16 protein-coding genes are annotated in these 17,307 nt (G+C 61.5%); 2 read left to right on the forward strand and 14 right to left on the reverse strand.

Translation table 11 applies throughout. The features are described 5' to 3' along the window. Window positions 1-372 precede the first annotated feature (372 nt). Window positions 373-2,106, reverse strand: coding sequence for a molybdopterin-dependent oxidoreductase (locus RHPLAN_RS06855; RefSeq protein ID WP_084244451.1), 1,734 nt, complete (start codon window positions 2,104-2,106; stop codon window positions 373-375). A gap of 459 nt (window positions 2,107-2,565) precedes the next feature. On the opposite strand from RHPLAN_RS06855, the gene RHPLAN_RS06865 reads away from it, so the two are divergent. Next, a protein-coding gene (locus RHPLAN_RS06865) for an IS3 family transposase (protein ID WP_157100115.1) occupies window positions 2,566-3,668 on the forward strand; the annotation gives its coding sequence in 2 pieces (ribosomal slippage) (window positions 2,566-2,827 and window positions 2,827-3,668; 1,104 coding nt in all). A gap of 813 nt (window positions 3,669-4,481) precedes the next feature. Here RHPLAN_RS06865 and RHPLAN_RS06870 read toward each other — a convergent pair. The 5 genes from RHPLAN_RS06870 to RHPLAN_RS06880 all read right to left on the reverse strand — a co-directional run bounded on the left by RHPLAN_RS06870 (window position 4,482) and on the right by RHPLAN_RS06880 (window position 9,064). Further along, window positions 4,482-6,035 (reverse strand): AICE element replication initiation protein, encoded by a 1,554-nt coding sequence (locus tag RHPLAN_RS06870; protein ID WP_198164748.1) that lies wholly within the window; start codon window positions 6,033-6,035, stop codon window positions 4,482-4,484. Between the two features lie 114 nt (window positions 6,036-6,149). Beyond that, window positions 6,150-6,443 carry a hypothetical protein gene (locus RHPLAN_RS39100; RefSeq protein WP_157100116.1) on the reverse strand — a complete coding sequence of 98 codons (294 nt, stop codon included), beginning with the start codon at window positions 6,441-6,443 and terminating at the stop codon, window positions 6,150-6,152. 120 nt (window positions 6,444-6,563) lie between these two features. Beyond that, on the reverse strand, window positions 6,564-6,785 hold the full coding sequence (locus tag RHPLAN_RS38250) for a helix-turn-helix transcriptional regulator (protein WP_084244453.1): 222 nt from the start codon (window positions 6,783-6,785) through the stop codon (window positions 6,564-6,566). A gap of 109 nt (window positions 6,786-6,894) precedes the next feature. Further along, a complete protein-coding gene (locus tag RHPLAN_RS06875; RefSeq protein WP_210180574.1) occupies window positions 6,895-7,773 on the reverse strand; it encodes a hypothetical protein in 879 nt (292 codons plus the stop codon). 22 nt (window positions 7,774-7,795) lie between these two features. Continuing rightward, window positions 7,796-9,064: a tyrosine-type recombinase/integrase gene (locus tag RHPLAN_RS06880; protein WP_068015171.1), complete on the reverse strand. Its 1,269-nt coding sequence runs from the start codon at window positions 9,062-9,064 to the stop codon at window positions 7,796-7,798. A gap of 471 nt (window positions 9,065-9,535) precedes the next feature. On the opposite strand from RHPLAN_RS06880, the gene RHPLAN_RS06885 reads away from it, so the two are divergent. Continuing rightward, entirely contained in the window at window positions 9,536-11,068 is a 1,533-nt protein-coding gene (locus tag RHPLAN_RS06885) for a tetratricopeptide repeat-containing glycosyltransferase family protein (protein WP_068015173.1), read from the forward strand. Between the two features lie 19 nt (window positions 11,069-11,087). On the opposite strand, the gene RHPLAN_RS06890 is transcribed toward RHPLAN_RS06885, so the two are convergent. The 8 genes from RHPLAN_RS06890 to phnG are packed head-to-tail and all read right to left on the reverse strand — an operon-like array spanning window position 11,088 to window position 17,262. Further along, window positions 11,088-12,233, reverse strand: coding sequence for an alpha-D-ribose 1-methylphosphonate 5-triphosphate diphosphatase (locus RHPLAN_RS06890; RefSeq protein ID WP_237180069.1), 1,146 nt, complete (start codon window positions 12,231-12,233; stop codon window positions 11,088-11,090). Window positions 12,234-12,252: 19 nt separating this feature from the next. After that, entirely contained in the window at window positions 12,253-12,963 is a 711-nt protein-coding gene (gene phnL, locus RHPLAN_RS06895; RefSeq protein ID WP_068015179.1) for a phosphonate C-P lyase system protein PhnL, read from the reverse strand. Window positions 12,964-12,981: 18 nt separating this feature from the next. Continuing rightward, a complete protein-coding gene (gene phnK / locus RHPLAN_RS06900) occupies window positions 12,982-13,770 on the reverse strand; it encodes a phosphonate C-P lyase system protein PhnK (RefSeq protein WP_068015181.1) in 789 nt (262 codons plus the stop codon). Continuing rightward, complete coding sequence (locus RHPLAN_RS06905; RefSeq protein WP_068015185.1) at window positions 13,767-14,234, reverse strand: GNAT family N-acetyltransferase; 468 nt, start codon at window positions 14,232-14,234, stop codon at window positions 13,767-13,769. Before RHPLAN_RS06905 ends, phnK begins: the two co-directional genes overlap by 4 nt. Continuing rightward, a complete protein-coding gene (locus tag RHPLAN_RS06910) occupies window positions 14,227-15,105 on the reverse strand; it encodes an alpha-D-ribose 1-methylphosphonate 5-phosphate C-P-lyase PhnJ (RefSeq protein WP_068015188.1) in 879 nt (292 codons plus the stop codon). Before RHPLAN_RS06910 ends, RHPLAN_RS06905 begins: the two co-directional genes overlap by 8 nt. Beyond that, a complete protein-coding gene (locus RHPLAN_RS06915; RefSeq protein ID WP_068015190.1) occupies window positions 15,102-16,187 on the reverse strand; it encodes a carbon-phosphorus lyase complex subunit in 1,086 nt (361 codons plus the stop codon). The genes RHPLAN_RS06910 and RHPLAN_RS06915 overlap by 4 nt, the downstream gene beginning before the upstream one ends. Continuing rightward, window positions 16,187-16,780: a phosphonate C-P lyase system protein PhnH gene (gene phnH, locus RHPLAN_RS06920; RefSeq protein WP_068015192.1), complete on the reverse strand. Its 594-nt coding sequence runs from the start codon at window positions 16,778-16,780 to the stop codon at window positions 16,187-16,189. Before phnH ends, RHPLAN_RS06915 begins: the two co-directional genes overlap by 1 nt. Beyond that, the gene (gene phnG, locus RHPLAN_RS06925) at window positions 16,780-17,262 is read right to left on the reverse strand and encodes a phosphonate C-P lyase system protein PhnG (RefSeq protein ID WP_068015195.1); all 483 of its coding nucleotides are present in this window, start codon (window positions 17,260-17,262) and stop codon (window positions 16,780-16,782) included. The genes phnH and phnG overlap by 1 nt, the downstream gene beginning before the upstream one ends. Window positions 17,263-17,307: the final 45 nt, after the last annotated feature.

The following is a 17,307-nucleotide window of genomic DNA, read 5'->3' on the forward strand; positions in this document are numbered from 1 at the left end:
AGGCATTGTTCCAGTAAGAGTGGTCAAAATCGAACACTATTCAATCAGCCGCTGGCTGCCCCGAGTTCCGCTGTGCGCAAGGCCCAGCCCCGGGGAAGAGCTGGGCCCCACATGATCGCGCCTAATCACCTGGCCGGCAGCATCAACGCCGTGCACCTAAAAGACAGACTGGCGATATCGAGACCGATTGTCATGATCGTGTGCATGAATAGCTCCTCCAAATCGTGGGAGCTCTAACAACCCCACATCCATGGCACTTCCGTGCCGAGTGGAGGAGCCGTCCACAGCATCAAGAGTGGACATTTGGCACACTTAATCGATCAACCGTGAGCGAGTATGAAGTGATCCTTGTGCCCGGCCGTCGTGGCCCTCTCAGATCGGCATCCGGTAGCCGTAGAACTCGTGATCCTCGTTATAGCCTCCCTGGCCGGCGCCAAGGCCTGCGAAGTCATCGACGAACTCTATCGCCGCGATCCACTTCACCATCTTGAACCCAAGCTCGTTTTCGCAACGTAGCCGCAATGGCGCGCCGTGCAGCACGCTGACCGGCGAACCGTTCATTTCGTAGGCGAGGATGGTCAGCTCGTGGCGCATGTTGGATATCTTATGCACGTCGTAGTAACGCCCGACGTTGCTGCCATCAGCCAGTGAATAGAATACGGCGAACCGAGCCGCGGATATCGGACGCACCAACTCGAGAATGTGGCGCATCGGAACGCCGCCCCACTTTGCGACGCCAGACCAACCCTGAATGCAAAAATGCGTCGTGATCTGCTCCTGCTTCGGCATCGCCTTCAACTCGGCGTAGGAAAACACTCTCGGCGTCTCCACCAAGCCCCCGACTCGCAGAGCGAATCCCTTAAAACCTCCAGCGACCAACGCGTCGAACTCGGCTGACTTCGGCATGGTGCCGTTCGGCCAGAAATAAGGCGAGATATCCTTCTCTGCCAATTGACTGTTTGGGTCCCACCATTCGGTCAGCGCGTTAAATGGCCACATCATGAACTCGCCGGCCTTCTGAACGACGCGCGCGTGCCGGATCGTGAATGGCGACGCCAGCCACCACGTCACGGCGATTAGCGCCATCGCTGGAATGAAAATCGCAAAGCCGCTCCAGGAGCCATCGTGCACTCCCGCAAACATCATGTTCAGATTGACCCGTGCTCCAGTGATGAACACCAAGGTCACGTGGATCAGGATGAAGAGCAGGAACCACCACATCGCGAGGAAGTGGATCGACCGGGCCCGTTGGCGATTCAGCACCCTGCCGAACCAACCCAGTCGATTGGAGATCGCCGGGCCCTGCATGAAACCGGTGAGGATGGACACAGGTGCAGCAACGAAAATGGTGATGAAGTAGGCAAGCTGCTGCAGGCTGTTGTAGCGAGTCCAGCTTTCATCGGCGGGGAACGTCAGCGACAGGTACTGAAGCAGGGTCGAGGCTGCGTTCGGAAACACCTCCCACGTGGTTGGCACCAGCCTCAGCCACTGGTCCGTACAAAACAGCAGAACGTAAAGGACGACTCCGTTGATCATCCACAGCAGGCCGAACGAGAAGTGCCACCATCGGGCAAGCCCAACCGAGTGTCGAATGCCAGGAATCCCCAGCCAGCCTGGCAACGTCACCGAATCGTCCTTGGCTGTCCATATCCGGCCGGTCGGAACGGCTTCCTGAAAGCGAAACCACTCGGTACCGGGTATGCAGTCGCGTTTCCAATACAAACGCGGGTGGTCGGCAAGAACTTGAATGCCGGAGCGGACGATGAACGCCATGAAGAGCAGGTTCAGAAAGTGCTGCACCCGCAGCCATGCCGGGAAGCCGTCGGTGACGACGCGCGCGAGCGGCGGGACGCCAGGGTAGCGCAGCAGAAAATCCTGAACTGCCGGTTGCTCACGCAACGCTTGAGCCACGGCCACACCGATGACGGCGAATACAAACCCGAGCGGCAACGCCCACAGCACGTTGAACCAGTGCCGGCCAACCCTGATCTTGGGCACCACGCCGACCTTGGGTGGCAACCAATCGTTCAGAAGAACACGATCGTCCGCCGGGCTGAGGCTCTCCCCGATCGGATCGTGTGACTGTGGACGTCCGCGGACTGCCAAACAAATGATCCTGCTTGCCGAACCAACGACCGTCGCAATAGCAGCTAAGCCGTCATCGAGGCTGACTCGACTTTTGCCTCAACTGTCGGCCAGAGAAGCGTCTTCTTCTCTTAACGAGAGGCCTGAGCTCCATTCTGGCAAGCCCAGCGAAATCATGGTGGTCTGTTTTATACAACGAAGACTGGGGGCAATGTCTCAGTTGGGTCTTGGTTGTGTCAAAACGCTCTCGGATTGGGGGAAGTGAAGATTTTGGAGGCTTTCGCGAGTGGGAGCCTGGCTTCGGGGGCAGACTATGCCCTGATCGCTGCCATGAGCGGCTGAACTCCTATGATGTTCATGACGCGGGTGAAGTTATAGGCCAGCACGTGGAGTGCCATCTCTGCTCTGAGGCCGCCAAACTGGATCGTTTTTGGCTAGAGTTTTCGGCGCCGATTCCCCGGCTGGGAGGAGCGCAGAGCAATGAAGGCATCGAGATTTTCGGACGCCCAGAAGGCGTTCATCCTGAAGCAAGGCGCCGACGGCATGCCTGTGGCGGATATCTGCCGCAAGTCCGGTATCAGCCAGGCGACGTATTTCAATTGGAAGAAGAAGTATGACGGGCTGCTGCCGACCGAGATGCGGCGGCCGAAGCAGCTCGAGGACGAGAACTCAAAGCTGCGCAAGGTCGTCGCCGATTTGAGCCTCGATAAAGAGATGCTGCAGGACGCGCTCCGCCGAAAGCTCTGAAGCCTGTCCGGAAGCGCAAGCTGGTTGACGATATGCGTAGCGAGTGGGACGTGTCGATACGTCGGGCGTGCCGAGTGTTCCTGTGCGACACGTCGACCTACCACTACAAGTCTCGTCGCCCCGGACAGGCGCCGCTCGAACAACGGATCAAGGAGATCTGCCAGACGCGCGTGCGCTATGGCTATCGACGCGTTCATGTGCTGCTTCGGCGCGAGGGTTGGTGTCATGGCCAGAACAAGACTCGGCGCATCTACCGCGAGTTGGGCCTGCAATTACGCAATAAGACGCCCAAGCGCCGGGTTAAGGCCAAGTTGCGGGACGATCGTGTCGCGGCCACGTACCCGAACCAGACCTGGGCGATGGATTTTGTGCACGATCAGCTGGCGACCGGGCGGAAGCTGCGGGTGCTGACGGTCGTTGATACATTCACACGCTTCTCGCCGGTGCTGGAGCCACGGTTCACATTCCGCGGCGCCGATGTGGTGGAGATTCTGGAAAGGGTCTGCCGGCAAGTGGGATTCCCGGCAACGATCCGGGTCGACCAAGGCACCGAGTTTGTGTCACGCGATTTGGATCTGTGGGCGTATCAGCGTGGCGTGACGCTCGACTTCTCACGACCAGGCAAGCCCACCGACAACGCGTTCATCGAAGCCTTCAATGGTCGCTTCCGAGCCGAGTGCTTGAACGCCCACTGGTTCATAAGCCTTGCAGACGCAAAGGAAAAATTGGAGGATTGGCGCAAGTACTACAATGAGGAGCGCCCGCACGGCGCGATCGGCCAGAAGACGCCGATTAGCTTATTGAATCACGCTGGCGTAACCAGCCCGCCATCGTGAGAGAGCCGGAAAACTCTACCGGCCAGCGGTCCAAGGTTCGGCCTCGGAGCAGTTTCTCTCGCCCCGGTCCGCGCCGAAATGCGCTGGACTTCGATGGGCTACTTCCGGCTACACTGGAGAGTGTTGGATCCCAGTTCCTCTTCCACCGGCAGGAGGAACAACGTTGCCGCCTGTATCGACACTCGATTTAGCGGCGGCCCATCGGCTGCAATCAAGTTGGCCGGCGAGCCTAACCCACTGAATGCCAATAATTTCGTCAGCTTCGTCGGCTGCGTCGACCATTCCCCATGTGCGCGCCCCTTTGCTTCGCATACTGAAGCGGCCAGCGACGAGCGGCGTCTTCTTCTGTCCTCTTTCGAACTAAAAGAATGGAGCTGTCGAACTCGTCGCGGCCGACGTAAATCCAATATCAGCGGGCACAACTCTAATTTGCTCCGGCCGACGCGGGCCGACGCAAGCTGTCTCTCCACACGCATAAGTCGATGATTTTCAGTGTCACCGTCAACCTGTGTTCGGACCGTCACCGCGACACCGAACATCAGTTGACGGTGCTCTGATCATTTCCAACCTCACCTTATGTTGTCTGGCGGCCTCTAATGTTTTCACCGTCAACCACCGTCACCTATGTTCGGTGTGTGTCAACCCAGCGTTTTTACCGCGCAGCTAGCGAGATGGCGGGAGCCTTATCGCCCGCAAAGGCGCCCCCCCGCCGGAGGACCCGCGAGTTTCGGCAGCTAGAAGTCTCGCCAGGGCTCGCGGAGGCTCGTCGGCCAGCGCCGTTTCGCCTTCGCCCGCCCAAGGGGGCGCGGGGGATCAAACGGGTATTTCATCGTCTGACGCGGGTTGAGGAGGAACGATCACAATCTCGCGCTGCCCGCCACGATGACGTTCGACGTGGAAGCCGCGGTGACGCAGCAGCGGCTTGGCGCGCTCGAAAGCGTTGCCCATCTGTTGCGCTTTAACGGGCCATCCCCTGGCGCGGCGGATCACATCGGGCACGGCGGCGGAGAGCACATTAAGCAATTCCGTCGGACTGCCGCGGAAGCCGCCAGGATATTTGGTGGGGGTGATGTAATCACGAATTGCAACAGCGATCATATCCGCCTCGAAGGCACCCTCTTCGACCTGGCGCATGTTGCGTTCGTAGATGTGAAGGAAAGAGTCCTTGGCCCAGCCCAGGCCAGGCTCAGCCGCCGTAACCCATTTGGCGAAATCAGCCATCCGCGGCAACCGATCGAGCTTGATGAGGTCAAGATTGCGAAGCGCGGCGGACACCGCGTCGAGCAGAGCGCCCAGAATGGCGGGCCGCGCCGCCGCGAAATCGCGCAAAAATTCATCTTCCGGTCTTCTCTCGCGATCCCCGATCGTGCGGAGATGAACCGTGATGGCCCGCGACGACAGGTCAGCGCGATCCGCCAGGTGAGGAATGCCGTTCAGCAGCACGGGCCGGGCCGCCTCGAAAATCATTTCATCGGCATTGGTGTGCAACGCGCGAGTAGCGAAGCCGGCGCCAGTGGAAAGCCGGCACAATGCGTCCGACAGCGTCCCCGACATACCACTCAGATTGTCAAAGCAGAGGACGTGCGAGTTCGTAGCTGAAATCACGATATCGCGCTCATCATTCGGAGCCGAGCGGATCGGCGCGGCATTAGGGTCGATTAGAGACCTGATCATGCGAGACGCGAGCGATTTTCCGCTGCCCTGCTCCCCGTTCAGAACCAACAGAGGGTAGGGACCGCATTCACGCATGCCGCCGATCAACCACGCGATGATCAACCGAGCGTCTTCCTCCGACGTGTTGAGGAAGCCGTACAAGGACTCGACCAAGCCGCCAGGTTCGGGGACGGGCAGGGAACGCATCGCCGGCGTGCGCAAAAAGTGAATTGCCGGCTTCTCGACGACCATCCAACCTCGCGGCCCAATTTCGACGGCGCGCCAAGCATCGTCGCACAAATCAAGATAGATTTTGCCGTCAGTTCCACCCACGCGGACACGCGGTTCAAAAGCCGGCCCATCATTGATCGCGCGCGCCTCAAGAATACGCATGACGTCATCAAGCGCCGTACCGCCGACCCCTTGGGCAGTGGCGCGGTAATATTCGCTCGCAAGCCACATGCGAAAGTGTCGAGACCCGAGCGGCCAATGCTCCGTGTGGCCGCGCACCTTATAGCTCGCATAAGGCACGCGGTTTGCGTCATGCCACAGCTCGGCCGCGTCTGCGCAGGCGATAAGCTTGTCGCGTGACGGGGCGCGTCGCCCCGATTGGCGCATCGGCGTATTCGTCTCGGATGAATTGGAAAGTGGACTCTGGCCATCTTTGAATTGCGCTTCGATCTCAACCGGAGGCGCAGCATCGATGATCGCCACGATATCGTTCTGGTGTGATGCCATGGAATCCTTGGAAAGTAGACCGGCAGTCCCGGTTCTGATGGTCGAAACTGCCGGCAGGTTACAGGTGCTGATTTGCTGAAGCGGATGTCTTTATTTTTTCAGCGCACCGAATACCCGGTTGAATTCGATCAGATCGGCAAGCCCGAAGCGGGGCAGCATGCGCTCGCTGGCGACCTCGCCGACGCAAAGCAACCTAATATTGCGGCAACGCAATTCGGATTTTTCATGGATGCAGTGCGAGACGCGCCACTGCTCAAGCTTGCCGTCACCGCATCCATGAAGATGACGGCTGTCGCAATACGGACAGCGAAACACCAAGTGACACGTGTTGGACAGGATGATTCGATAAGCCGGAATAAAAGGGTTGTTCGGAAGGGACCGCATTGTTCATACTCCTGGCCGAACCGCTCCATTTACGGCCGGCGCGTTGGGTGACGCACCGCGCGAGTTGATCGCACGCGCAGTCGGGCGCCACATTTTCAGGTGGGTTTTTTGAGAGAGCGCTCAGGGCGCCCCGGTGTCGCTGGTTGAACGTCGCCGCCGGCTTGCCATCCAGCTATCCAGATCGTGTCTGGCATATCGAACGGACTTGCCGATCTTGATCGCAAAAGGGCCGTCGCCCGACAAAAACAATTTGGCGAGAGTGCTTTCACCCAGCCTGAGGTGTAGAGCTGCCTCTTTACGAGTGAGCCAAGTCGGCAGCGAGGGGCTGGCGACCTCCGTCATGTTGCTTCTCCATTTCCCTAGTGCGCAGGAGAATCTCTGCGTCACACCCTCCTTCTAGGTCGGGAAATGGCCTCTGCTTCTACATTTGCCCAAAATGTATCGACATCAGCTAAATGTCAGACGATCCGTGTCTAAGCTTTTCGTAGAATCGCAGAACTGCCTGCAGTTCCGTGGGGAAAAGATAGTCCTTCTCGCGGCCTTCTTTTCTGTCACCTTCTTCCCAGTGTTTGATGACAGCACGAGTGATGTCCGAAGCTGTCGCGTCTCCCGGGTCGGGGAAGACACTCTTTCCCCGCACCTTCACGACCGGAATCGTTGAAAGTAGGCGGCGGTGCTTCCTACCTCCGGGCTCTTTCCTTGCATCAGTTTTCTGCGGAAATAGCTTTGCGACATCGGCTTCCTTAACGAAGACGTTGGACACGATTCGATAGTAGCCCGGCTCTCCGTGGGGCGCGTTGGCCGCTGGAAGCCACTCGTTCGCAGCAAAACTGTGATCATTAAGGGCGGAAGCACGGTAAGAACGTCTTGATCTGACAAGAACCTCGTAGGTCGGTCTGCCTTGTCCAAGTCGCCGATGAAAGTACGGTATCAATATAAACTCGGTCCATGCAGCCTCTGACAGTTCGCTAACCGGCCCCGCGTCGATCGACCCAAAGGCTCCGATCTTGCCGCTTCGAATTGCCTTTTCGAGGCGCCCGAGTCCGGTGAACAACGGTGACGCGTCTGAATCCGTGTTTTCGATGCTGTTCTCGATGTAGTCCGCTGCCTCGCCCAGGGACCACCAATATCCGCCGAGGAAACTCGAAGTCGAAGGCGAGGCAGCGCCGAACGAGTAATCAAAATCGAGGCGGCTCAGAAGTTCCGGAATATCGGCCTCTGTTAGCTCCTCAGGACCGATGAGTTGATCGGCTTCGGATAAGCGCTTGGACTTGGCCTCCTGCTTGCCCATTCGATCGCGGGGACGTGGTTGATCAGTTTTACGCTTCATTCAAGACAGGGCCCTGGCATTCTCAACGCGGCGCGAATTCGACATCGGGCTCGATATCGCCCATCGCTCTAGCAAGCTTGCTGCCGATCGACTCGGACGCTTGTTTCAGCGGATCATTGTCCAAGTGGGCATAGCGCGCCGTTGTCGCGGGTTGGGAATGTCCCAGCAACTTGCCAATGATCGGAAGCCCAAAACCAGCTCCGGCGCCGTAACTCGCGTGGGTATGCCGGAGGTCATGGATTCTGACATCCGACAGTCCGGCCCGCGCACTTATTGATCTCCAAGGTCTGTTCAGATCGTGGCGGGATTGGTTCTTTATATCGCCCGCGATCACGTACGTGTCCACTTGCGGAAGCGCTTTAAGGACCGCAATCGCGGGAGCGTTCAGGATGATCGCTTTCCGCCCGGTCTTGCTGTCCGGCAACAAGAGCAGTCCGCGCTCGAGATCTACGTATTCCCACTTCAGTGAAAGGATCTCGCGAAGACGGGCGCCGGTCAGAATCAACAACCGTAGGGCCGCGACGACATGAGGGCCGAGTTTTGTCCGAGCGTTTTTGGGAATGTGCTTCGCGTTCGGCTGGTCTTTATCAACCTCCCACGGGATGCCAGCCGTCTCGGCTTCCCGAATGGCATCGCCCAAGCGCGCCAATTCAGCGGAGTTCAGAAAACGCTCTCGGCGCTGCTCACGAAACGCCGAAACCTGCGCTGTGGGATTGTGACCTCGCGGAACCAGCCCGCAGACCGCGGCGTATCGGAACACCGAGCTGACAAACTCGACGACACGATTTGCTGTCATCGGGTTGGTCTTGCCGATCTTGCGGTGCATCTTTGCAATTTCATCGGTCTCCAGCGCGTCAAGCTTCCGGGTGCCAATCACCGGCGTGGCATGCTTGCGCAGGTAGATGCGATAGTTGACCACCGTTCGCGGCTTCAGTTTGGTCTCCGCTTCTTCGGTGAGATAACGCTCCCCGAATTCCGCGAACGTGGGCATTGCCCGATCGTGGGTCCGTTTGCGGGCAGGATCCTGACCCAGCGCCACGGCGCCAAGGATCGTTCGCGCCGATTGCCGTGCCTGGTCGGGTGTCATGGTTGAGGTGGAACCCAAGACCATCCGGGTCTTGCCAACCTTCCGCCCGCCGGCTCCGCTGCGGTATTCGACGCACCATCGCTTGGCGCCCGAAGGCAGGACCTTCAGGCCGAATCCGCTGAGCTCGCTGTCGTAATGAATGACGGTTTTTCCGGTGGGCGTGATCGCGTCCACGACCCGCTTCGTCAGCTTCTGGCTTTCCAAATCCCGCTCCGAGAGTCGCCACCGAGTCGCCACCAGAGACGGAATGTCCAGATACGACGCGACAGTGCAGTACGAGAAATCCTTAGTTTTTCTCGGGCTTTAGGTAAAGTCAGAGGTCTGGGGATATCGTCAGAAAAGAGTGGAAATCATACTCATAACCTGAAGGTCGGTGGTTCAAATCCACCTCCCGCAACCAAATTCGATAGTAAAATCAGTGGGTTGGGTGAAAGCCCGGCCCCCTGAAGCGTCAAGCGGGCTTGGCGCACGGCCAGTGCCCCAAGTTCCCCGTTCGGTTCAAGAAGCCACGTGTCGCTGCCGCGCGATAGGCAGATTTTGCCGGGCCAATCCGGACCGAACGGCAATTCTGATCCCGCGCGGAACGTCCAGCGTCGGCCTAACCGATTCATTCGACTCGCGAATCCGCATTGGTACGCGCTTTGCGTGCCTCGCAGCCCAATCCGGGGATTTCGAATGAGCGCCATCGACAAGAAACGACGTGAAGCAATCGCGCTCCATCGGAACGGAAAGGTCCGGTCTGCGATCGGGCTGTACACCGAAATCATCCAGAGCAACCCGCGCGATTCCGAGACGCTCTATTGTCTGGGAGTCGCGAACAAGGACATCGGCGACTTTCCCTCGAGCGCCAAGTTCCTGATGGCCGCGGCGATTGTCGAGCCCAACAAGCCACTATTCCATAACGAGCTTGGCGTCGTGCTGGCGATGCTCAAGTTCACGAAAGAGGCGCTGGAGAGTTTCGATCGGGCGCTGGATCTCAACAAATCCTACAAGGAAGCTCTTTCCAATCGCGCGAACATCCTGAAGGGGATGGCCCGATGGAGCGAGGCCTTGGACGCTTATGACAAGGCGATCGCGATCGATTCCGTTTTCCTCGACGCCATCTACAATCGCGCCGTCACCTTGCAGGAGATGATGCGTCTCGAAGAGGCTTTGGCGGGTTATCGCAGGGTCTTGTCGCTCAAGAGGGATCATGCCAAGTCGCTCGTGAATGCGTCGATCGCCAAGCTGACGCGCGGCGATTTCGATGCGGGCTTCAGAGATTTCGAGTGGCGGTGGGATCAGAAAAGTTTTGGTCTGCAAAAACGATCGTTCTCCAAGCCGCTGTGGCTTGGGAAGGAGCCGTTGGCGGGCAAAACGATTCTTTTGTACTGGGAACAGGGTCTCGGGGACACGATCCAATTTGCCCGTTACGCAAGCCTGGTGGCGGGCTTGGGCGCGCGGGTCATCTTGGAGGTTCAGCGGTCCCTCATGACTCTTCTGGCGGATCTTTCTGGGGTTGCGCATCTGATCGAAGACGGCAGCGAGCCTCCTGTTCCGTTCGACTATGTCTGTCCGTTGATGAGCTTGCCGCTGGCGTTCCAAACGAGCCTTCGCAATATCCCTGCCGGCGTCCCTTACATCAAAAGCGATTCCGCGAAATCGGACGAATGGAAGAAAAGGCTCGGCCAGCGGAGAAGGCCGAGGATCGGGCTCGTCTGGTCCGGCGGGTTCAGGCCCAATCAGCCCGAATCCTGGGCGGCGAATGGAAGACGAAACATTCCTCTTGAATGCCTGGCTCCGCTCGCCGACGCGGACGTCGAATTCTACAGCCTGCAAAAAGGACAGAAGGCTGAAGAGGAACTGCGGGAGCTGGTCAATAAAGGCTGGAGCGGTCCTGCCATCATCGACTTCACCAGCTCCCTGAATGATTTTTCGGACACCGCTGCGCTGGTCGACAATCTGGACCTGGTGGTGTCGGTCGACACGTCAACGGCGCATCTGGCCGGAGCGATGGGCAAGCCTGTCTGGATCTTGAATCGATTTGATACGTGCTGGCGCTGGCTGTTGGATCGCGCCGATAGTCCTTGGTATCCGACGGTGAAGCTCTATCGGCAGAAATCCGCGGGCGATTGGCTGGCGGTCGTCAGCGACGTCACACGGGATTTGGCGTCATACGGCGGCGCTGCCGAAACTCATCGGGAGATGAGACTGGCGGCTGCGGGATAGAAGTCGCTGATCTTCTGGCTCACGCTACGCGAACGCCGCAGCGCCACGTCGAGCGCACGAACGGAATGCCGTCCGCCACATGCACGCGGATCAGGTCGGCGCGCTTGCCGGCCGCGATCTCGCCGCGGTCGGTCAGCCCGACCGCTTCGGCCGGCGTCTTGGTCACGGTGCGGATCGCGGCTGGAAGTCCAAAGCCCGACACGGCCTCGGGCAGCTTGACCGCCGCCATCAGCAGGCTCGCCGGCATGTAGTCCGACGACAGCACGTCGAGCACGCCGGCTTCGGCCAACTCCGCGGTCGCCACATTGCCGGCATGGGACCCGCCGCGCACCAGATTGGGCGCGCCCATCAGCACGCGGATGCCGGCCTTGTGCAGCGCATGCGCGGCTTCGACCGTGGTTGGAAACTCGGCGATCGCGACCTTGTCGCGGATCGCGTCGCTGACGTGTTCGAGCGTGGTGTCGTCATGACTTGCGAGCGGCGTGCCGTGCTTGTCCGCAAGCGCGACCAGCCGCCGGTAGTTGTCCGCAAAATAGGCGGCCTGGTATTCGTAGCGCTTTCGGAACAGCTCATCGAGTGCTGCATCGCTCAAGCCGCCCTTCTTGCCGCGGTAGTAGTCGCGGAGCTTGCTCTCGTCGCGGAACTGGCGCTGGCCGGGCGTGTGGTCCATCAGCGAGACGAGCCGCACGTCGTTTCGTCCGATCAGCTCGGCGGCTTCCTCGACCACGTTCGGCATCGGCACCTCACAGCGCAGATGCAGGAAATGGTCGGTGCGCAGCATGCCGCTGTCGCGGGCCTTGCCGATCGCCCTGGCGAGCGTTTCGGCCTCGCCGTCGACCTCCTCGGCACCGTCTTCGGTCCAGACGCGCAGCGAATCCAACACCGTGGTGATGCCCGAGGTTGCAAGCTGGCCGTCGAATGACACGACCGCGGCGACCGGGTCCCAGTGCACCTTGGGACGCGGCGCGTAATGGGCTTCGAGATGGTCGGTGTGCAGCTCGACGAGACCGGGCATCAGGAGGTCGCCCTTGAGGTCGTCGCCGCGCTCCGGCGGCTTGCCTTCGCCGACTTTGGCGATGGTGCTGCCGTCCATCGCAAGCCAGCCGTTGTCGATGACGCGGTCGGCCAGCACGATTCTGGCGTTGGTGAGGACTGTCGTTGGCATGCGGTCTTTCATAGTCGGTTCAAGCGGCCGCGGCAAAGCCGGTCATGTCGACCACGGTGTCGGCGATGCGGTCGCGCAAGGCCTTGTCATGTACGATGGCGACGATCGCGGCGCCGCGCCGCTTGCGCTCTTCAATCAGCTGCACCACCACTTCGCTGTTCTGGGCGTCGAGCGACGCCGTCGGCTCGTCGAGCAGCAGGATCGGCCGCTCGGCGAGGAAGCCGCGGGCGATGTTGACGCGCTGCTGCTCGCCGCCCGAGAAGGTCGCGGGCGGCAGGCCCCACAGCGGGCCTGGAATGTTCAGACGGCGGAGCAGCTCGGTCGCTTTCCTCCGTGCGGCGTCGCGCGGCACGCCGCCGGCAATCAAAGGTTCGGCAACCACGTCGAGCGTCGGCACCCGCGGGATCGCGCGCAGGAACTGGCTGACGTAGCCAATGGTGTTCTTGCGCAGCCCAAGAATCTGCCGCGGCGTCGCCGAAGCGATATCCGTCCGCTCGTGAGCCTGTCCTTGGCCCTGATGCACCACGATCTGGCCGCGGTCGCAGCGATAGCTGCCGAAGATCATCTTGAGGATCGACGACTTGCCCGCGCCGGAGGGGCCCGCGAGCACCACGCATTCGCCGGTGTGGGCCGTGAAGGTCACGCCGTTGACCACCGACAGCTTCACGCCGCCTTGCAGATGCATGGTGAAGCTTTTGCTGACGTTCGCGAGTTCCAGAGCGGTTTTCATTGTCCCGGTTTTCTTTGCCTACGGCGGCAGAATCGAAGCGACGAGAAGCTGGGTGTAGGGCTCGCGCGGATCGTCGAGCACCTGATCGGTCAGCCCGGTTTCGATCACCTGGCCGCCCTTCATCACGATGATCCGGTGCGACAGGAGCCGCGCCACGCCGAGATCGTGAGTGACGATCACCGCGGACAGGCTGAGATCGGAAACCAGCCCGCGCAGCAGATCGAGCAGGCGCGCCTGCACCGAGACATCGAGGCCGCCGGTCGGCTCGTCCATCAGCACCAGCCGCGGCTCGGTGACGAGATTGCGCGCGATCTGCAGCCGCTGCCGCATGCCGCCCGAATAGGTGCGCGGGCTGTCGTCGATCCGGCCGGGATCGATCTCGACGCGGTCGAGCCAGTTCGAGGCGTTGGTGCGAATGCGGCCGTAGTGCCGCTCGCCGATCGCCATCAGCCGCTCGCCGACATTGGCGCCGGCCGAAACACCCATGCGCAGCCCCTGGCTCGGATCCTGATGCACATAACCCCAGTCGGTGCGGGCGAGGAAACGCCGCTCGGCTTCGCCAAGCAAGGCAAGATCCCGCGTGACGCCGTCACGCATCCGGTAAAGCACGCGGCCGGAGGTGGCTTCGAGTTGCGAGCAGAGAAGTTGCAGCAGAGTCGACTTGCCGGAGCCGGACTCGCCGACCACGGCAATGACCTCGCCCTCGTAGAGCTCGAACGACACGTCGCGGCAGCCGATGTGGCGGCCGTATCGCTTGGTCAGGCCCTCGGCGATCAACAGCGGTTCGTCTCGTTGATTGTCGGTCATGACGCGTGCACCGGAAGATCGAGGCGAAAGCTCACGCCGTGCCGGGTGAAACCCAGCGACTCGTAGAATGCGTGCGCGCGTTCGCGGCGGGCGTTCGACGACAGCACGAGCTTGTAGCAACCTTTCCTGGCGCTCTGCTGGGCGAAATCCATCATCGCCCGGCCGATGCCGGCGCTCTGCATCTCGGGCGCGACCACCACATCCTCGACGATGGCCGACGGCGTGCCGAGATGGCCGATGTTGTCCATGATCAGCAGCGCGAAGCTGCCGACAATGCGGCCCGCTTTCTCGGCCACATAGAGCGTGTAGTCGGGATAGCGGGCGAAGCGCGCGAACAGTTGCCGGGCGTCTTCCAGCGACAAGGTCTTGCCGTTGTCGAAATCGGGCTGCGCATACAGCCGCAGCACGTCCGGCAGGTCGCGCTCGGTCGCCACGCGCGTGTGGATATCGGGCGCGTCAGTCATGTGCCGCCCCCGTCGCAGCCTTTGGCGGCGTCTGCGGTTTGTCGCCGCGCCGGCCTTGGCAGTAGTCGGTGTCGGAGCACACGAACATCCAGCCGCCGCGGTCGTCGGTGATGACTTCGTCAAGGAAGCTCTCGTCCGCACCGCACAGCGCGCAGATGCCGTCGAACCGGTAGCGCTCGAACGGATGATCCTCGAAGTCGAGCGACACCACGCTGGTGTAGGGCGGGATCGCGTAAATGCGTTTCTCGCGGCCGGCGCCGAACAGTTGCAGCGCCGGGCAGTCGTTCATTTTCGGATTGTCGAATTTCGGCGTGGGCGAGGGGTCCATCACGTAACGGCCCTGGACCTTCACCGGATACGCATAGGTCGTGGCGATGTGGCCGTGATGCGCGATGTCCTCGTAGAGCTTCACATGCATCAGGCCGTAGTCGGCGAGCGCATGCATGCGTCGCGTCTCGGTCTCGCGCGGCTTGAGAAAGCGCAAGGGCTCCGGGATCGGCACCTGGAACACGAGGATCTGGTTCGCCTTGAGCGGCGTCTCCGGAATGCGGTGCCGGGTCTGGATCACGGTGGCTTCGCTGGTCTCGGTGGTGGTCGCCACACCAGCGGTCTTGACGAAGAACTTCCGGATCGACACCGCGTTGGTGGTGTCGTCGGCGCCCTGGTCGATCACTTTAAGGACGTCGTCCGGTCCGAGCACAGCGGCGGTGACCTGCACGCCGCCGGTGCCCCAGCCGTAAGGCATCGGCATCTCGCGGCTTGCGAACGGCACCTGATAGCCGGGCACCGCCACCGCCTTGAGGATGGCGCGGCGGATCATCCGCTTGGTCTGCTCGTCGAGGTAGGCGAAGTTGTATGCGGCCGCAGTCATTCGGCTGCCTCCTTCACAGGTTCTGACGCGGCAAACTCCTCGCGCAGCTTGCGCACCAGACCGAGCTCGGCCTGGAAGTCGACGTAATGCGGCAGCTTCAGGTGCTCGACGAAGCCGGTGGCCTGCACGTTGTCGGAGTGCGACAGCACGAACTCCTCGTCCTGCGCCGGCGCCTTGACGTCCTCGTCGAGCTCGCGGGCGCGCAGCGCCCGATCGACCAGCGCCATCGACATCGCCTTGCGCTCGCAGTGGCCGAAGCCGAGCCCATAGCCGCGCGTGAACCGCGGCGCTTCCGTCGCCGTGCCGCGGAACTGGTTGATCATCTGGCATTCGGTGACGGTGATGCGGCCGAGCGGCACGGCAAAGCCCAGCTCCGGCGGCGTGAACTCGATCTCCACATCGCCCATGCGGATCTCGCCGGCGAACGGATGGTTGCGGCCGTAGCCGCGCTGGGTCGAATAGCCGAGCGCCAGCAGGAAGCCCTCGTCACCGCGCGCGAGGTTTTGCAGGCGCAGGTCGCGATCGGCCGGAAAGCTCAACGGATCATGCGTCAGATCGCCGGGCGCTTCGCCGGTGTCAGGGGGCGATGGCTCGACGAGATCGTCGGTGCCCAAGAGATCAGTGACACGCGGGATCGATGCGGCGCCGGCTTGCCCTTGTGTGGGCCTGTCGGCCGCTTCGGCGCTCTGCGGCTCGAGGAGCCGGTGCGTATAGTCGAAGGTCGGTCCGAGAATCTGGCCGCCCGGCAGGTCTTTGAACGCCGCCGAGATGCGCCGACGCACCGTCATCGCCGAGGTGTCGAGCGGCTCGGTGGCGCCGAACCGCGGCAGCGTCGCGCGGAAGGCGCGCAATAGAAAGATCGCTTCGATCAGATCGCCGCGCGCCTGCTTGATGGCGAGCGCCGCGAGCTCGCGATCATACAGCGAGCCTTCGTTCATCACCCGGTCGACCGCAAGCGTAAGCTGGCCCTGGATTTGCTCCAGCGTCAGCTCCGGCACGGCCGGATCGCCGCGCCGCTCGTGAGCCAACAGCCGGTGCGCATTCTCGATGGCACGTTCACCGCCTTTTGCCGCCACATACATTATGGGCTCTCCTCGGTCACATGCACCGAGCGCGGCAGCGCCGCGACGGCCTGGTTGGTGACCAGCATCAGATCAATGCCGCGCGGAAACAGCTCGCGGTTGGCGCGCAGCCGCGCCGCGATATCGGCGGGCAGGGGATCGGCGCGAAATGTCGCACGTTCGCGGATGCCGGGGCCGGTGAGCGTCAATCGCGGTCCCACGTCGAACGACTGCACCTGAAGGACGACGGTCGTCGAACGATCGGGGTAGTCGGCGGTGCCGGGATTGAACGCTTCGAACGGCGGCAGCGCGCCGGGGGCGGCCGCAAAGGCGAAGGCCGCCTCGCGCGGATTCTGCGCGAGCGGGCAACCGCAATAGAAGCGCAGCCATTCGCGCACCGGCGCGCTGGCCGAAAGCGCAGTGTCGATCCACACCGGCGTGTCATGATCGCAGAGTGCCAGTGCGACAGCGGCCGCGGCGGGCGAGAGCGGCGAGGGCGCATCGGCAACGCCGGAGAGCGATTGGATGCTGCCCGGCCGTGCCGTGGCATCGAGGATCGCGCGAAAGGTCGACTGTGCCGAGAGAACCGAGTGAGGGAAGTTCGCCGCGGGCATCAGCCTTCTCCTCGAACCAGCGTGAAGAATTCCACCTTGGTGGCGGCGGTCTGCCGTGCCTGCGTTTCGCGCTCGGCCTTCAGCCTCGTGCGAATCGGCGCCAGCACGGCGCGTTCGATCGCTTCGCGATGATCTCCGCTTTGCACGAGCGCGTCACACAGCGCGATCAGCTTCGCCTTGGCCTGGTCGCGGCCGAGGACATAGCCGATGCCGGCTTCGCCGGTCGCAAGCTTCACCGCGGCGCGCGCCACCGCGGCCTCGCCGAGATTGAACGGCGCGCCGTCGCCGCCGATCCGGCCGCGCAGCATCACCAGTCCGTTTTCAGGAAGGCGGATGTCGTGGTGTGCCGGAATGCCGTCGACCGAAGCGATGGCGCTCTCGATCTCCGCCACGCTGGCGCAAGCCAGCACCGCCATCGCCTCGCGGCGACGTTCGCGAATTTTTGCTTCGTCCGATGAAACCGAAGTCACAGCCTTCGCCATTGCCAGTTGTGAGTTGTCTATGTTAATAGACAACTCTCTAGCCGC

This window comes from Rhodoplanes sp. Z2-YC6860, from assembly GCF_001579845.1.
GTDB lineage: Bacteria > Pseudomonadota > Alphaproteobacteria > Rhizobiales > Xanthobacteraceae > Z2-YC6860.